The sequence below is a fragment of the Agarivorans sp. B2Z047 genome (genome assembly GCF_023373605.1).
Classification (GTDB): domain Bacteria; phylum Pseudomonadota; class Gammaproteobacteria; order Enterobacterales; family Celerinatantimonadaceae; genus Agarivorans; species Agarivorans albus.
On the sequence record NZ_CP088080.1, the window covers coordinates 1,225,483 to 1,240,777 of the forward strand.

Genomic DNA, 15,295 nt, shown 5'->3' on the forward strand with positions numbered 1-15,295 from the left:
CTAATGCGAGGGCTTTTAGCTAGGTGGTGGATAGCGGTATTGGCTTGGCCAATATTGTTGTTTGCTACCGCTTACCAGCTAGAAGAACTCGCCAGCACAGTTCGTAATTTCTATGGTGAAAAAGCCGAATTAAGAGTTCGAGCTTGGCGACAAACCATCAACGATGGTCATGATTTAAGCGAAGCAGACCAGCTTCGCTCCATTAATGATTTCTTCAATCAAATGCAATTTGTTGATGATATTGATGTGTGGGGGCAAGAAGACTACTGGGCTACTCCCGTCGAATTCTTGGGCGCCGCAGCCGGAGATTGTGACGACTTTAGCATTGCCAAATACTTCTCGTTAATAGAACTGGGCGTGAGTGATGAAAAGATGCGCTTGGTTTATGTAAAGTCGCTTACTTACAACCAATTTCATATGGTGGTGGCGTATTATGAAACGCCTTCATCAATACCGATTATTCTCGATAACATCAATCCAAATATATTGCCGGCGACGCAACGTGGCGATCTAGTACCCATATACAGTTTTAATGGTCAGCACTTGTGGTTGATGAAAGAAAAAGGCCGTGGCCAGTTAGCCGGCAAATCTAGTCGTCTTAAGCTTTGGACCGATCTCCAGCAACGCTGGCGGCTAAATAAACTCAAAAAACCAGTAAAGAATTTCGATGCTTAGGGGAACACTATGACCTTATATCGCCAGTTGTTAATTGTGGTACTGCTTATCTACGGCGGCCTGCTGGCTGTGGTATTTAGTATCGAAATTGGCAATACCCGTAGCTACTTGTCTGAGCAGCAACTATCAGATGTAAACAATACAAGCACTTCTTTAGGTTTATCCCTAAGCCCCTATCTAGAAGATGAAGATGTAATTGGTGCCGAGTCGGTAATTAACGCCATGTTCGACAGTGGCTACTATCAGCAAATTAGTCTTAAGTTGTTTGCTGATGACAGCCTGATCGACCGCCGAAACACTCGCTCGATTGATGGCGTGCCCGAGTGGTTTACTTCACTTGAACTATTTCAGCCCAGCGCTCAAGAACAGGTATTAACCAGTGGTTGGATGCAGCTAGGCGAACTAAAAGTAGTTGGCCACCCTGGTTTTGCTTATTTGCAACTGTGGAACGCCATGGTTGATTTAGCAAAGCTGTTTGTCGTGGGGTACTTAGCAACGGTGTTGCTATTAATGCGGGCGCTACGTTATTTGTTAAAACCACTGGAGCAAATTCAACAGCAGGCTAAGTTAATTGAGCAGCGTAATTTTGGCCAAACTATTCCCTTGCCACACACTCAAGAGTTGCGCAGTGTAGTGGGTGCAATTAACCATATGTCGGATAACATTGCCCAGCAGTTTGAAAGCCAAGTACAAGAAGCTAGCGCTTTGCGCCAGCAAGCGTTTCAAGACTCGGTATCAGGCTTAGGTAATCGCGCTTACTTCATCAATCAAAGCAAATCTTGGTTAGCAGAGTCCGGAGTGGGTGGGGTTGCGCTATTGTCTCTCGATATTATTGAAGCCATTCACGTGCGTGATGGTTTTAGTGCGCGGGATGAGTTTATTCACTCTGTAGGAGAGCTGTTTACCGCTTATACCCAGCAACAGCAGCAATTGGTATTTGCCCGCATTAGCAATTTAGAATTTGCAGTATTGGCTGAGGGTTTCGACCAGCAACAATTGTTAGATCTTGCAGAAGAAATTAATAAAGATTTATTGTCCCGCTTAGCTACGTGGAAGCAGTACATGCCTCGACCATTGGTGATGGGCTTAGTATTGCGCCAAAAAGATGAAAACATAGGCGAGCTATTAACTGCAGCCGATACCGCGTTACATAACGCTCGCGAGTTGCGCGAAGGCTTCTTTAGTTTGGCTGATGTTGAGCATACGCATATCCCGCGTAGTCAATGGAAGCAGCTACTAGAAAATACCATTAGTCGCCAAAGCTTGGCTTACAAGGCGCAAGTAGTTAACTTTATTCATAGCGACAAAGTATTGCACCACGAGTTGTTTACCACCATTGAAGTGGATGCTCAGCATTACGCTGCTGGTCAGTTTATGCCGGCGGTTGAGCAATTTAGATTGGGCGCTCAGTTTGACCAAATGGTGGTTGAGCAAGCCGCGCGAGCTTTGCAGCAAGACAATAACTTAAGCTTGGCGATTAACTTAACTTTATCGGCCATTAGCGAAGCGAGCTTTTTAGCGTGGTTAGTCGAACTGGCACAGCAGTATCAAACGGTGGCATCGCGAATGGCCTTTGAAATTCCAGAAACGGCTTTTTTGCAAGAAAATACCCAGTTAGAAGCCAGTTTAGACAGTTTAAGAGAGCTGGGTTTCCAAATTGGTATTGATCAATACGGGCGTAACCTAAACTCCCTAAACTACTTAAGTCGGGTTAAACCTAATTACGTTAAAATTGACTATGGTTATACAGCACAGGCCTTGGCCGAAGATGGCGATAGCCACTTCTTAAGTGCGATATGTAGAGCCGCACGCAATTTACAAATTATCACGGTGGCACAGCGAGTCGAAAATCAACAGCAAGTTGAACTGCTGTCGGCCTTGCCAGTAGACGCCTATCAAGGTTATGTTGCTCCTCCTCAGCGTTTTACGTTGAATGATTAAGTGCACTAATGAGCAGAGGTAAGTAATGAACAAATTATTGTTAGTGGGCTTGGTTGCCTGCAGTGTTAGCATCTCTCCGGTATTTGCCGCTTTGCTGCATACTAGTGGCGAGGCTAAGTTAGTGGTGATTGCCGACCAAGTACAGGTGGATTTACATGCTGCAAGTCTGGCAAAAACGGCCAGTGATGCAAAACAGCAGGTAGATAAAGTAGTTAAAGTTACTCAATCAAACCTCGCCAATTTATTAACTGACTCTGACCGCTTTGAAGCCAGCCAACTGCAAATTCAGGCTGAATACAAATACCAAGACAGAGAACGGGTGTTTGTGGGTTATCGCGCGCAGCGCAGTATTATTGTTGAGCTGGCCAACCTAGACGGGCTAACTCAAGTACTTGATGCAGCTATGTTGAGTGGGGTGAATGAAGTTCGCCAACTACAATACAAAAGCTCACAAGAAGAACAGTACAAGCAACAAGTACGCGCTATGGCTGTGAACGATTCTTATGTTAAGGCCAAGCAGTTAGCAGAAGGCTATGAAGGCCAGCTAGGACCGGTGGTTGAAGTTAACTACCGTAACCAATCGGCTATTCCAGTGATGAAGATAGAACGCGCTACTCTAGCTGCAACCGATGCTAACGCCAGCTCTTATCAGGCTGCTCAACTTATTTATAGAGATAGTGTTGATGTGAGCTTTGAATTGCTAACCGAAGAGTAGCTGCGCCAAACTAGTGATTTGCTTATTATTGCTATGTTAGTAAGCAGAATAAATAAAGCCCAAACAAAGTTTGTTTGGGCTTTTGCTTTTTAGTGACATTTAGTAAGCGGCGTCGGCCACCACAAATTCACTAGCATTATTGGTGTCGATAAGCTCTGCCGCTAAGATAACTCGAGAAGGCGCACTGTGGTACATCTTGCCTAGCATTTCATGGCGAGCGCCGGTAATTGCTAAAGCAATGCCAGAGGCCACCATGCTTGGTGGATAGGTGACGGTAGCACGCACTACCGGGTTACCATCTACCACCATTTTGATGATGTCTTGCGAACCGGCTCCGCCTAATACGGTTTTAATGTCGGTTCGGCCAGATTCTTTAATTGCCTGCATCACGCCTTTTAGCATGTCATCATCTTGGCACCAAACCGCATCAATCTCTGGGTGTTTTTGTAAGTAGTTTTCCATTACGGCTAGTGCTTTCTGGGTAGACCAATCGGCTGGTTGGCTATCGAGAATGCTCATGCCTTTATGTTGAGCAATCACCTCGTTAAACGCGTCCACCCGTTGCTTGTTAATCGGAATAGACATGCCTTCAATCACTACTACCTTGCCTTTGCCATCCATTTCTTTAGCTAACCATTCGCCGCTTACACTGCCTAAACCCGCGTTATCACCAGCAATAAATACATTTTGCGCTGGAGTTTCTAATTCGCGGTCTACTACTACGGTGTAGATACCACTGTCGTAGGCTTCTTCAATCACTTTTTGTAAGGTGGCAGGGTTGTGCGGCAAAATAACCAAAGCATCAATGCCCTTGATCATCAAATCTTCCACATCGCCAACTTGCTTGGAACCTGAGCTGGCAGCCACTACGTAAAACTCTATATCGTCTTCACTTTTCTTAAAATCGTCGGCGGCCTTTTCTGCCCACCATAACAAGCCTGCGGTCCAACCGTGGTCTGCCGAGGGAACGGATACACCCACTTTTAAGGTTTTAGCTACTGCGGCGTTTAATCCCAGTGAGGCAATAAAAGTGGCGGCAAGTAGTAATTTTCCTATGTGTTGCAATAAACGCATGAGTTACTCTCCTTTGTATTAATGTACGGTGTTGGTTTAGCGGTCGCGCTTAAATTGCATGAGCACTGCAATCAAAATCACTAAGCCTTTTACCGTTCCTTGTAAGTAGGGGGACACCCCCATTAAATTCAGCATGTTGTTAATAATGCCTAATATGATGGCGCCGATAACGGTGCCCCATAAGGTGCCTTTGCCGCCAGACAGCGAAGTGCCGCCTATTACTACCGCTGCAATGGCGTCGAGTTCGTAAAACAAGCCCGCATCACCAGGGCTCACCGAATTTAATCGTGATGACAGCATCACCGCAGACAAACCCACGGTGAAACCAACAATCACAAAAGTAAGAAAATAAACGCGCTGTACATTAATCGCAGAATAGGTGGCCACTTTGGGGTTAGATCCCACCGCACATACATGACGGCCAAAAGCGGTATGCCGCAAGATAAGGTGGCCTAAAAATGCGAGGCCAATAAACAGCCAAACAGGAATAGGAATGCCCAGCCAATAGCCGCCACCAATGTCGGGGTAGTGGTTATTTTGCGAGACCATTTCTCCGGCATCACTAATGTATAGGGTCAAGGAGCGGAATATAGACATGGTTGCCAAGGTGGCGACAAACGCAGTAATTTTCCCTTTGGTGGTGAGTAAGCCATTTACCGCGCCAAAAGCTGCACCCATGGCCATTGCTGCAGCAATAGAAACGGTCACTGCCATCCAGCCATCACCTAAATAGTTGAGCAGCATAATCACCAGTACACCCACTAAGGCGACCATTGAACCCACCGATAAATCTATTCCGCCGGCAATAATCACAAAGGTCATTCCTAGGGCAATAATGCCGGTATAGGAGACTTGTCTAAGCACATTGGTAAGATTCCTTGGGATAAGAAAGTGGTCACTGGCCATGGCCGACAGCACCACCAAAATGAGTAATGCGACTAAAGGAGCCCAGTTAGACAGAGTAAATTTAGGCAGCTTATTTAACCAACTGGTATTAGGGCTTAGCCCAGATTTTTGATTCATTTTAGCAACCTCACTCATTGGGGGCTCTCCTGCATCGGCGTAGATACCGGCGTTGCCTGGCTTTGCAGACCTGCGGCCAAAAACATGATTTGTTGTTCGTTGATTTCTTGTTCACGCAGCTCTCCTTGAATTTGGCCTTCGCGCATCACCAAAACTCGGTGGGCAAGGCCAATGAGTTCTTCCATGTCTGATGAGATCACCACAACCGCTAAGCCTTGTTCGGTCATGCTTTGGATAAAGTGGTAGATTTCTTTCTTGGTGTTTACATCAACGCCCCGAGTGGGTTCGTCGAGAATCAGTATTTGCGGCTGGGTATCCATCCATTTCGATAAATACACTTTTTGTTGATTGCCCCCACTGAGGTAAAGAAGTTCGGTATCTAAGGAGGCCGCTTTAATGTCGAATTTACGTACATATTGCTGAGCTTGTTGGCGAGCCTTGCCGTGGTTAATTAAGCCTTTGCAATAGTTCCCCAGTGAAATAAGGCTAATGTTCTCGGGTAAATTAAAGCTCATGGTTAACCCGCAGCCTTGGCGATCTTCGCTTAGGTAGGCCAAGCCATGTTTTACCGCGTCTTTAATATTGTGAATGGTGACGGCTTGTTGATGAATAAAGATCTTGCCGCTTTGGCGACGACGTAGCCCCATTATCGCTTCTGCTGTTTCGGTGCGCCCGCTGCCAATTAAGCCAGCAAACCCCAATACTTCACCTTGGCGCACTTCAAAGCTAATTTGCTTAAGTAAGTTTTTAACATTCAAATCATCGACTTTAAGTGCCACTTTGCTTTGTACTTTAGAGCGTGGCGGAAATACTTGGTTAAGCTCACGTCCAACCATTTTTTTCGCCATGTCTTGTTCGTCAATGTCACTCACTTGGTCAACCGAAATTAACGCGCCATCGCGCAAAATAATTAGGCGATCGCATAGCTGTTTAACTTCTTTAAGTTTGTGCGAGATAAACAAAATCGTTACGCCTTGCGCTTTTAGCTTATCGATAAGCTTGAATAGCACGGTAACTTCTTGGCTGGTTAACACCGTGGTGGGTTCATCCATAATCAGAATACGCGCATCATTTACTAATGCTTTCGCTATCTCGACCATTTGTTTTTCGGCCACGCTCAGTGCTTCAATTAGCGCATCTGGCGATAAGTCTGTTTCTAGTAAACTCAATAGTTGGAGGGTACGTTGGCGCATGGCTTTTTTGTTAAGAAACAAGCTGCCTTTTAACTCTTGGCCTAAAAAAATATTTTCAAACACACTTAAGCTGGCGATTAAGTTAAATTCTTGAGGAATCATCGCAATGCCCAAGGCTTTGGCGTCTGCAGGGCTGTTTACCTCAACGGCGTTGCCATTCACTAGCACTTGGCCGCTACTGCGCTGATAAATGCCTGAGATAATTTTTAGCAAGGTAGATTTACCCGCGCCATTTTCACCAAGAATGCCCATTACTTCGCCTGGTTGCACCTCAACGCTAATGCCGTGTAACACTTGCACCCCAGAAAAGCTTTTAGTGATTTTATCCAAGCTCAGAATAGGTTTAGGCAAGCTCATGAACGTTCTCCAAAGCGGTCCACTTACCGTTATTTTGCGAGGAATGAATCATGGCATTGATGAACTGTAAGCCTTCTACACCTTGTTTCACCCCCGGTAATAAACTATTGGCAAGAACGTCGGTGGCCGATGCGCCCCTGCGTGCTGTACGAATAGCCTTGGCGGTTTCGGTGTAGATATTGGCAAAGCCTTCTAAGTAGCCTTCGGGGTGGCCAGCTGGAGTTCTCACCAAATGTTCAGGCTCGGCGTTGTATCCATAACCTGCACGGCTAATAATTCGGCTAGGCTGGGAGAATGGGCTGTACAGTAGTTGGTTGGGCTGCTCTTGCGACCATTCAAGCCCTCCATCACTGCCATATACCCTAATCCGCAGACCATTTTCATTACCAGGCGCCACCTGCGAGCTCCATAACATGCCGCGTACACCTTGCTCGAAGCGCAGCATGGCATGGACGTTGTCGTCTAGTACTCGGTCATTTACAAAAGTAGACAGTTCTGCGCTTACTTGTTCTAGCTGTAAGCCACTTATAAAGGCCGCTAGATTAAAGGCATGAGTGCCTATATCTCCCAAGCAACCAGCAGGTCCCGAGCGCTTTGGATCGGTGCGCCATTCGGCTTGTTTATTGCCAGTATTCTCCGCCGCAGTAGTGAGCCAATCTTGGGCATACTCCACTTGAACCAAGCGCAGCTTTCCAAGCAAACCTTCTCCAACCATTTGTTGTGCTTGGCGCACCATCGGGTAAGCACTGTAGTTATGAGTGAGCACAAACAGCTTGCCGCTATCATTCGCCAGCTCTTTGAGCTCCATTGCTTCGTGAAGAGAGCAGGTCATGGGTTTGTCGCAAATAACGTGGATGCCTGCTGCCAAAAATGCTTTAGCTATGGGGAAGTGCAAATGATTAGGCGTTACGATACTTACCGCTTCAATGCCATCAGGGCGAGCGGCTTCTGCCTCAGCCATATCTTGATAGCTTAGGTAGCAACGGTCAGCTGCAATGCCTAAATCCTTGGCTGATTGTTGCGCTCTGGCTGGATCGGCACTTAATGCGCCAGCAACTAATTCATATTGGTTATCTAAGCGCGCAGCAATACGGTGAATGGCACCAATAAACGCACCACTGCCACCGCCTACCATTCCTAGTTTAATTTTATCCATGAGTTACTCCTATAAACCCAGAATTCGCAGATTTGCTGCTTGGTCGATGGCGCTGTCGGCAAAATCATCAAAGGCTTTGTCGGTGACTTCAATGATGTGTTGCTGTACAAAGGCTGCACCTTCCAGCGCGCCAGCTTCAGGGTGTTTAAGGCAACATTCCCACTCAACTACCGCCCAGCCACTAAAGTTGTATTGGGCGAGTTTGGAAAAAATCCCCACAAAATCTACTTGACCGTCGCCTAAGGAGCGGAATCGACCCGCACGTTCAGTCCAACTTTGGTAGCCGCCATATACGCCTTGTTGACCAGTGGGGTTAAATTCCGCGTCTTTTACATGGAACATTTTGATGCGAGGGTGATAGCGGTCGATAAAGTCTAAATAATCCAGCTGCTGCAGCACAAAATGGCTAGGGTCATACAAGATGTTGCAACGCGGATGCTGGTTAACTGCATCCAAGAACATTTCGAAGCTAACGCCGTCATGTAAATCTTCTCCTGGGTGAATTTCGTAACATACATCTACGCCAGCTGCGTCAAAGGCGTCGAGGATCGGTAACCAACGCTTGGCTAATTCCTCAAAGCCAGTTTCAACTAAGCCTTGAGGACGTTGTGGCCATGGATACATATATGGCCACAGCAGCGCGCCAGAGAAGGTAGCGTGAGCACTTAAACCTAGGTTTTTAGAAGCCTTTGCCGCCAACATCATTTGGTTTACCGCCCATTCTTGACGGGCGCTTGGGTTAGCCCTAACGGACTCAGGAGCAAAGCCGTCAAACATTTCATCGTAGGCTGGGTGCACTGCAACAAGTTGGCCTTGCAGGTGCGTCGACAGCTCGGTGAGAGTGAGGCCATTGTCGGCAAGCAGGCTTAATACCTCTTGGCAATAGCTTAGGTCTTCTGCAGCGCGCTCCAAATCAAACAAACGTTTATCCCAGCTGGGCATTTGCACTCCTTTGTAACCCACACTGGCTGCCCATGCGGCAATTGAACTTAGTGAGTTAAAGGGCGCTTCGTCACTAGCAAACTGGGCGAGGAACAGCGCGGGTCCTTGTAGGGTTTTCATCGGCAATCCTTTTATCGAAGTTCAAACCAAATGTCGTATTTTGTTGAGATTAAATGTAATCGATTACATTTGATCTCATAAAAAAACCATGCGCTGTTCAAAGCTGGAGGCGTATAAAGCCGCACTGCATGGCATTTATTTAGTAGTTGAATAAAACTTATACAATAAAATAGTGTTTATCTAGCGTATGTTGCGAAAATGTGATCAGTTTAAAAGTTTATTTTTTGTACAAATTGCTGATTGAGTTCTTAAGTGATTTAAAATAAAGTACTTTATGATAATTGATGTAATCCGTTACATTTGGGCTAAGCTTTCACTAAGGTTAGCCTTGCTTATTACCAATCTAAGGACAGTAAATGCCTACCATAAAAGATGTGGCCAAATTGGCAGGCGTATCTACCGCAACGGTATCTCGGGCGATGATGAGCCCAGAAAAAGTATCCGAGAAAACCCGTTTGAAGGTCGAATTAGCGGTAGCCGAGTCGGGATTCTCTCCCAATGTGATTGCCCGAAATTTAAGGCGCAGCGAATCGAAAACCATCGTGATTATTGTGCCCGATATTGCCAATATGTTTTTCGCCAGCATTGTGCGCGGGATCCAGCAGGTTGCTTTGCAAAACGGCTACAAAGTGTTGCTGGGGGACTCAATTCACACGGTTGAGCAAGCAAAAGTGTATATGGACTTGGTACGCAGCAAGCAAGCCGACGGCATTATTTCGCTTACCGCTGAGCTGCCTATGGAGATCCGCCAAGGCACCGAAATTCCAATGGTAATGGCCTGTGAGTACTTTCCTGGTTTTCCTATTCCCACGGTGCGTATTGATAATCGCGGCTCGGCTAAGCGAGCAGTCGATTATTTATTAGATATTGGGCATAGCCAAATTGGCTGTATTACCGGCCCTATGGAAAACCCAATTTGTGTGGATCGTAAAGCCGGTTATCAAGACAGTCTGCAGCAGCTAAATATTGCCGTTGACGAAGCCGCTTTTGAAGATGGTGATTTTAGCTTTCAGTCGGGGTACAGCGCGTTCATGCGTCTACACGAACACTACTCAATGACAGCGTTATTTTGCTTTAACGACATGATGGCTCTAGGGGCAATGAAAGCGGCAACTCAACTGGGTATTAAGGTGCCGCAACAGTTATCAATAGTGGGCTTTGATGACCTGTTATTTGCCGAGTATACCAACCCAGAGCTCACCACCATTCGTCAGCCGCAAGAAGATATTGGTAAGACAGCAGCCAACACGCTAATGAAGATACTGCAGGGCAGCAAAGCCAGCCAAGACACCATTGTGCCCACTCAGTTATTGGTTCGCTCTAGTTGCTGTTCGCCAAGTAAAAGTGGTTAGAGGAGTAGTGAGTCCTAGCCTATTGAGGACGAAGAAACACTATAGCTAAACAGTTCACTGGCTATTTGTTCTTTTTCTTTGGCTGCACGCTCTAAGTGTTTATGAAGAAATGCGGCTGCTTGCTCCAGCTTGTTGCTGTCAATCAATTCAATCAGTTGTAGGTGCTCTTCACATTCAGTTTTAGGAATGCTGCGCTTACTGTGAACATTGTATTCTATGAGTCTTCTAAGGCGATTTACGCGTTGTAAGGCATCCAGTAAAAATACATTGCCAGATAAACCTACAATCGTTTCATGAAAAAGTACGCCTGCGTTGAACATTTGCGCAGCGGAAACAAGTTTATCGGTATGGTTGAGAATGTCATGTTGTGCCAGCTTGAGCATATGTAATTTAGCGTGGTCAACAAAATAGCCGGGTTCTCTTAAGGCTTCAGACTCAATGAGTTGTCTAAACCGATAGCTTTGTGCATAAGCTTTTGGTGATGAAATGAATTCTTTAAACTCCCAACCGTAGCCTAAACTTCTGGTTAACCAACCTTCTTTCTCCATCGCTATAAGTGCTTCTTGCAGGCTTTTACGATTAACCTGATATTTGTTAATTAAGTCATTCTCTACCATTGCCTTGCTTATGTGGCCGTTTAGGTAATCTTGGCCAATTTGGTAGCAAAGTGGGCTTAAGGAGTCACTGGTTGCTGGGCTTAGCTTTAGAGCTCCAGGATCACTAGGCACATCAGCGGCTAAGAAAAAGCCCTGATTGGGTTTTCGAATAAGTAAACCTTGTTCTTGTAGCTGGGAGAATGCCGCGCGAATAGGAGTTCTAGATACCTTTAACTCATTAGCAAACTGCATCTCTTTTAGGTGAGTATTGGCGGCAAGCTGTCGTTGGCAAATAATTTCATAGATGCGGGCGGCGAGTAGTTCGGTAGAGCTGCTTTTTTTGCTACTAGTTGTCATTTTAAGTCTTCCATGATGTATACCGCGCAGAAACAACCAGCCTAACAATTTGTAAGTAAGTGATAACAAAATTGTTAAATTGCATTTTTATACCAAATTGTACTTTCTACAAAGATGTATACAAGTATTTGTGAGCGACTTCAACAATCTTAACTTCTATTTTTTCACCTTATTAATTGTATTTTAGCGGCTCTAAATACACTTTGTTCCTATTCTGTTCTTTTTAAAACAATGGCTTACGATAAATTTTTGAATGCTTGTAGTGTTTTTGTTTCCTTTGATTGTGGTTGAAACATGCAGTTAACATTTTGTTGACAAGGTTTTATCTAACTCTTAAATTGTATTTAGTTTTTACAAAATACAAAAAATGAAGGTGAGGAAATGCCAAGAGTAGTACTTATTCATGCGGTTCAAATTGCCATGCAGCCTATTCAATCTGCATTTCAACAGTATTGGCCTGAAGCTGAGTTAATCAATATTCTCGATGAGTCACTAAGTATTGAACGTGCTAAACAAGAGCAGCTTAGCCAGGCGCTTATTTCGCGCATTATTGACTTAAGTGAATATGCGACCTCATTAGGCGCCGACGCTGTGTTGTTTACTTGTTCTGCTTTTGGAGAGGCCATTGAAATGGCGGCGGAGCAAAGTGCGATTCCTGTCCTAAAACCAAACCAAGCCATGTTTTTACAAGCCATAAACATTAGCCCTAATGTCGGCATGATTGCTTCATTTGAACCAGCTGTTGCCGGCATGGAACAAGAGTTTAATCAGTTAGCTAAGGCGCAGGGTAAAGACGCTCAAATTACCACGGTGTGTGTAGCCGAAGCGAAAGAGGCGCTAAAGCAAGGTGATGTGGATAAACATAACCAATTAACTGCCAATGCCGCTAAGCAGTTGAATGAGCAGCCAGTATTAATGTTGGCGCATTTCTCCTCTTCTCGCGCTTTGGATGCGGTGAAAAAGGCAACAGGAAAACAAGTGCTTAGCAGCCCAGTGAGCGCAGTAGAAATGTTACGAACAGTTTTAACGAAAACGGCTTAGGCCATTAAGAACAACCAGTAAGAAAAGAGGTAAAGATGAAGATTATTGTATTGCCTGGAGATGGCATTGGTCCTGAGATCACCAACGGTGCGTTGAAGGTACTAGAAGCCGCAAATCAAAAGTTTGCACTTAACCTGCGTTATGACTTTGACGATGTAGGGTTTAGCAGCTTAGAAAAATATGGCACCACTTTACGTGAAGAAACGCTAGAGAAGGCAAAAACTTACGACGGTATTATTTTGGGTACGCAGTCTCATGCTGATTACCCCAAGCCGGAGCAGGGCGGTCGTAATGTGTCTGCTGGATTTAGGATTGGTTTAGATCTATATGCCAATGTTCGTCCAGCGCGTTCACGCCCATTTATCGATACCAACATGAGCGCTGGCAAAAGTATCGACTTAGTCATTATGCGTGAAGCCACTGAAGGTTTTTACCCAGACCGCAATATGACTGAAGGCTGGGGCGAAGTGATGCCATCACCTGATATGGCTTTGTCTATACGAAAAATTACCCGTCATTGCTCTGAGCGCATTGCTCGTCGAGCCTTTGAGCTGGCGATAACCCGTCGCAAAAAAGTTACCGCAATTCATAAAGCGAATAGCTTTCATATGACAGATGGTTTGTTCCTAGATGTAGTGCGAGATGTAGCTAAGGAATTTCCAGAAGTAGAGCTGGATGATTTGCTTGTCGACGCTTCTACCGCGCATTTAGTGCGTAACCCAGAGCAATTTGATGTGTTAGTAGCGACCAATTTCTATGGCGACATTATAAGTGATTTAGCTAGTGAGCTGTCTGGCAGCTTAGGTTTGGCCGGATCGATGATGGCTAGTGACCACTATTGCTGCGCCCAAGCTCAGCATGGTTCTGCCCCGGATATTGAAGGCCAAGATAAAGCCAATCCGGTGTCGATGATTTTGTCTGTTGCCATGTTGATTGAGTGGATGGGCGAGCGCCATAACAAACAAGACTTGATTGCTGCTGCCAAAGCGATGGTTACGGCGGTAGATGCAACCTTAGAAAACCCAATTAACAGAACAGCCGATTTAGGCGGAGAGTTGGGCTGTAAAGCCTTTAGCCAGGCTGTTGCTGACACTTTAGCTGCGAGCTAAATCAAACGATGTTGAGAATGATGTACAGCATCTCCAAGAGTGGAAACTGTGAGTTAGTGCTTAGTTAAAGCACTTAGCTTTCGGCAACCTAGAAATATAATTAAGGAAGATAAGATGTCATTACTGAAAAAATTTGTTGCGCTGCCGATGATGGCTGCTTTAATCGCTTCGCCACTTAGCTTAGCTAGCGATATTGATTACCCTACAAAGCGTTTAAATTACACCATTGCCTTCGGACCGGGTGGTGGTAACGACCTGATGTCTCGCACTGTGGTCGATATTCTTAAAAAGTACCAGTTTTACTCTAAGAACATTCGTGTAGATAACCTTGCGGGTGGCAGTGGCGCGGTTGGTTTTAACTACGTAGCCCAAAAGAAAGGTAGCCCATACAACATGAGCTCTACCAGCGGTAACTTCTTAGGTACACCGTTAGTGTCTAATACGGGCTGGACTTATCGCGATTTCACTCCAATTGGTTTGTTGGCACAAGATGCGATGTTTATTGTAGTAAGAGCAGACTCTGACTTCAAAACGGCGAAAGATTTTGTTGAGTATGCCAAAACAAACCGGGTCACTATAGGTGGCACCGGAGCTGCGGGTCCTGAGCGTGTAGTAGCCAGCTTGTTTGCCGAAGCCGCGGGCTTTAATTACGACTATGTTCCATCGCAAGATGGCGGCGGTATGGTGACTTCGCTTACATCGAATAGTGTTGATGCCATTGTAGCTAACCCTTCAGAAGTGTCTGGCCAAATAACGGCTGGCAATTTCCGTCCATTGGCTTATTCAGAAGCCCAACGCAGTACCGTTTACGCTGAAGTTCCCACTTTTATGGAGGAGGGATATGACTTCGCATTTTCCTTACCAAGAGGGGTTGTAATGCCTGCTGGTATCGATAGCGAAGTGTGTGACTGGTGGGTGGCAACATTACAAAAAGTAGTGGCAACTCCAGAGTGGAAAGAATACCTAGAAACAAACAGTCTGTCTGGAAACACGGTTTGGGGTGAAGACTTTGCTGCAAATTTAGCAGCCACCAGTGCCGATTTTGAAAGAGTGTTGACGCAGATTGGCGCAATTAAGAAGTAAGCGTATTAAAGAGCAGTCAGCGGCGGCTTGCCGCCGCTATAACGAGTTAAGGATGTAACAATGCGACATTGGTTTTCAATCGGATCATTAGTGTTTTCCTTGGCCTTTACCATCTATGGGTTCAGCACTTTGGATCTTTATGATGTAAATGGAAGACCAGGTCCGGGCTACTTTCCGTTGATTATCGGTATTGGCCTCATTATTTGTACTGGAATAAACACGGTTAAAGACCTAGCAGCTGTAAAGGCTAAACAGCAACAAGCTGGAGCTGAAGGCCAACAGGAAATGGTTCAGCAGCCGACCTATGCCAAAGATACCTTAGTCATAGCCAGTTTGGTTGGCTTGCTGATTGCGGTGCTAAATAGTGCCGGAGCCATTATTGCCATGATTGTCTTTATGTTGTTGTTTTTGTGGTACTTCAATCCTGGGAAAACTAAACAAAATATTAGCTATGCGGTGCTGTTTCCTGGGGCTGTGTATTTGCTGTTTGATGTTTGGCTACAAGCGGGTTTACCCGACGGTTTGTTAAGTTACTTCTACTAGCGTAGGAAGAGGTTAGTA

The 15,295-nt window shown here is 45.5% G+C and carries 14 protein-coding genes; 8 read left to right on the plus strand and 6 right to left on the minus strand.

Annotation, left to right across the window (positions count from 1 at the left end):
* Window positions 1-3 precede the first annotated feature (3 nt).
* The 3 genes from LQZ07_RS05720 to LQZ07_RS05730 are packed head-to-tail and all read left to right on the plus strand — an operon-like array spanning window position 4 to window position 3,331.
* The gene (locus LQZ07_RS05720; protein ID WP_016403953.1) at window positions 4-675 is read left to right on the plus strand and encodes a transglutaminase-like cysteine peptidase; all 672 of its coding nucleotides are present in this window, start codon (window positions 4-6) and stop codon (window positions 673-675) included.
* Between the two features lie 9 nt (window positions 676-684).
* Window positions 685-2,616, plus strand: coding sequence for an EAL domain-containing protein (locus LQZ07_RS05725; protein ID WP_152780432.1), 1,932 nt, complete (start codon window positions 685-687; stop codon window positions 2,614-2,616).
* A gap of 25 nt (window positions 2,617-2,641) precedes the next feature.
* The gene (locus LQZ07_RS05730) at window positions 2,642-3,331 is read left to right on the plus strand and encodes an SIMPL domain-containing protein (protein WP_152780430.1); all 690 of its coding nucleotides are present in this window, start codon (window positions 2,642-2,644) and stop codon (window positions 3,329-3,331) included.
* Between the two features lie 99 nt (window positions 3,332-3,430).
* On the opposite strand, the gene LQZ07_RS05735 is transcribed toward LQZ07_RS05730, so the two are convergent.
* Genes LQZ07_RS05735 through LQZ07_RS05755 form a run of 5 tightly spaced genes read right to left on the minus strand, consistent with a single transcriptional unit; the run spans window position 3,431 to window position 9,196 of the window.
* Window positions 3,431-4,405 (minus strand): substrate-binding domain-containing protein, encoded by a 975-nt coding sequence (locus tag LQZ07_RS05735; protein WP_152780428.1) that lies wholly within the window; start codon window positions 4,403-4,405, stop codon window positions 3,431-3,433.
* 36 nt (window positions 4,406-4,441) lie between these two features.
* On the minus strand, window positions 4,442-5,446 hold the full coding sequence (locus LQZ07_RS05740) for an ABC transporter permease (RefSeq protein ID WP_227981115.1): 1,005 nt from the start codon (window positions 5,444-5,446) through the stop codon (window positions 4,442-4,444).
* Window positions 5,443-6,978: a sugar ABC transporter ATP-binding protein gene (locus LQZ07_RS05745; RefSeq protein ID WP_152780426.1), complete on the minus strand. Its 1,536-nt coding sequence runs from the start codon at window positions 6,976-6,978 to the stop codon at window positions 5,443-5,445. The genes LQZ07_RS05740 and LQZ07_RS05745 overlap by 4 nt, the downstream gene beginning before the upstream one ends.
* Window positions 6,965-8,134, minus strand: coding sequence for a Gfo/Idh/MocA family protein (locus LQZ07_RS05750; protein WP_152780424.1), 1,170 nt, complete (start codon window positions 8,132-8,134; stop codon window positions 6,965-6,967). The genes LQZ07_RS05745 and LQZ07_RS05750 overlap by 14 nt, the downstream gene beginning before the upstream one ends.
* A 9-nt stretch (window positions 8,135-8,143) precedes the next feature.
* Window positions 8,144-9,196: a sugar phosphate isomerase/epimerase gene (locus tag LQZ07_RS05755; RefSeq protein ID WP_152780422.1), complete on the minus strand. Its 1,053-nt coding sequence runs from the start codon at window positions 9,194-9,196 to the stop codon at window positions 8,144-8,146.
* 356 nt (window positions 9,197-9,552) lie between these two features.
* Here LQZ07_RS05755 and LQZ07_RS05760 point away from each other — a divergent pair, with 356 nt between their 5' ends.
* Window positions 9,553-10,548 (plus strand): LacI family DNA-binding transcriptional regulator, encoded by a 996-nt coding sequence (locus LQZ07_RS05760; RefSeq protein ID WP_152780420.1) that lies wholly within the window; start codon window positions 9,553-9,555, stop codon window positions 10,546-10,548.
* A gap of 14 nt (window positions 10,549-10,562) precedes the next feature.
* Here LQZ07_RS05760 and LQZ07_RS05765 read toward each other — a convergent pair whose 3' ends face one another.
* Window positions 10,563-11,501 carry a GntR family transcriptional regulator gene (locus tag LQZ07_RS05765; RefSeq protein ID WP_152780418.1) on the minus strand — a complete coding sequence of 313 codons (939 nt, stop codon included), beginning with the start codon at window positions 11,499-11,501 and terminating at the stop codon, window positions 10,563-10,565.
* A 381-nt stretch (window positions 11,502-11,882) separates the two neighbouring features.
* Here LQZ07_RS05765 and LQZ07_RS05770 point away from each other — a divergent pair, with 381 nt between their 5' ends.
* The 4 genes from LQZ07_RS05770 (at window position 11,883) to LQZ07_RS05785 (ending at window position 15,277) form a co-directional block, all read left to right on the plus strand.
* The gene (locus LQZ07_RS05770; protein ID WP_152780416.1) at window positions 11,883-12,542 is read left to right on the plus strand and encodes an aspartate/glutamate racemase family protein; all 660 of its coding nucleotides are present in this window, start codon (window positions 11,883-11,885) and stop codon (window positions 12,540-12,542) included.
* Between the two features lie 35 nt (window positions 12,543-12,577).
* Complete coding sequence (locus LQZ07_RS05775; RefSeq protein ID WP_152780414.1) at window positions 12,578-13,651, plus strand: isocitrate/isopropylmalate dehydrogenase family protein; 1,074 nt, start codon at window positions 12,578-12,580, stop codon at window positions 13,649-13,651.
* Between the two features lie 114 nt (window positions 13,652-13,765).
* Window positions 13,766-14,734, plus strand: coding sequence for a tripartite tricarboxylate transporter substrate binding protein (locus LQZ07_RS05780; RefSeq protein ID WP_152780412.1), 969 nt, complete (start codon window positions 13,766-13,768; stop codon window positions 14,732-14,734).
* A 60-nt stretch (window positions 14,735-14,794) separates the two neighbouring features.
* Entirely contained in the window at window positions 14,795-15,277 is a 483-nt protein-coding gene (locus LQZ07_RS05785) for a tripartite tricarboxylate transporter TctB family protein (RefSeq protein WP_152780410.1), read from the plus strand.
* The last annotated feature ends 18 nt before the right edge of the window (window positions 15,278-15,295 follow it).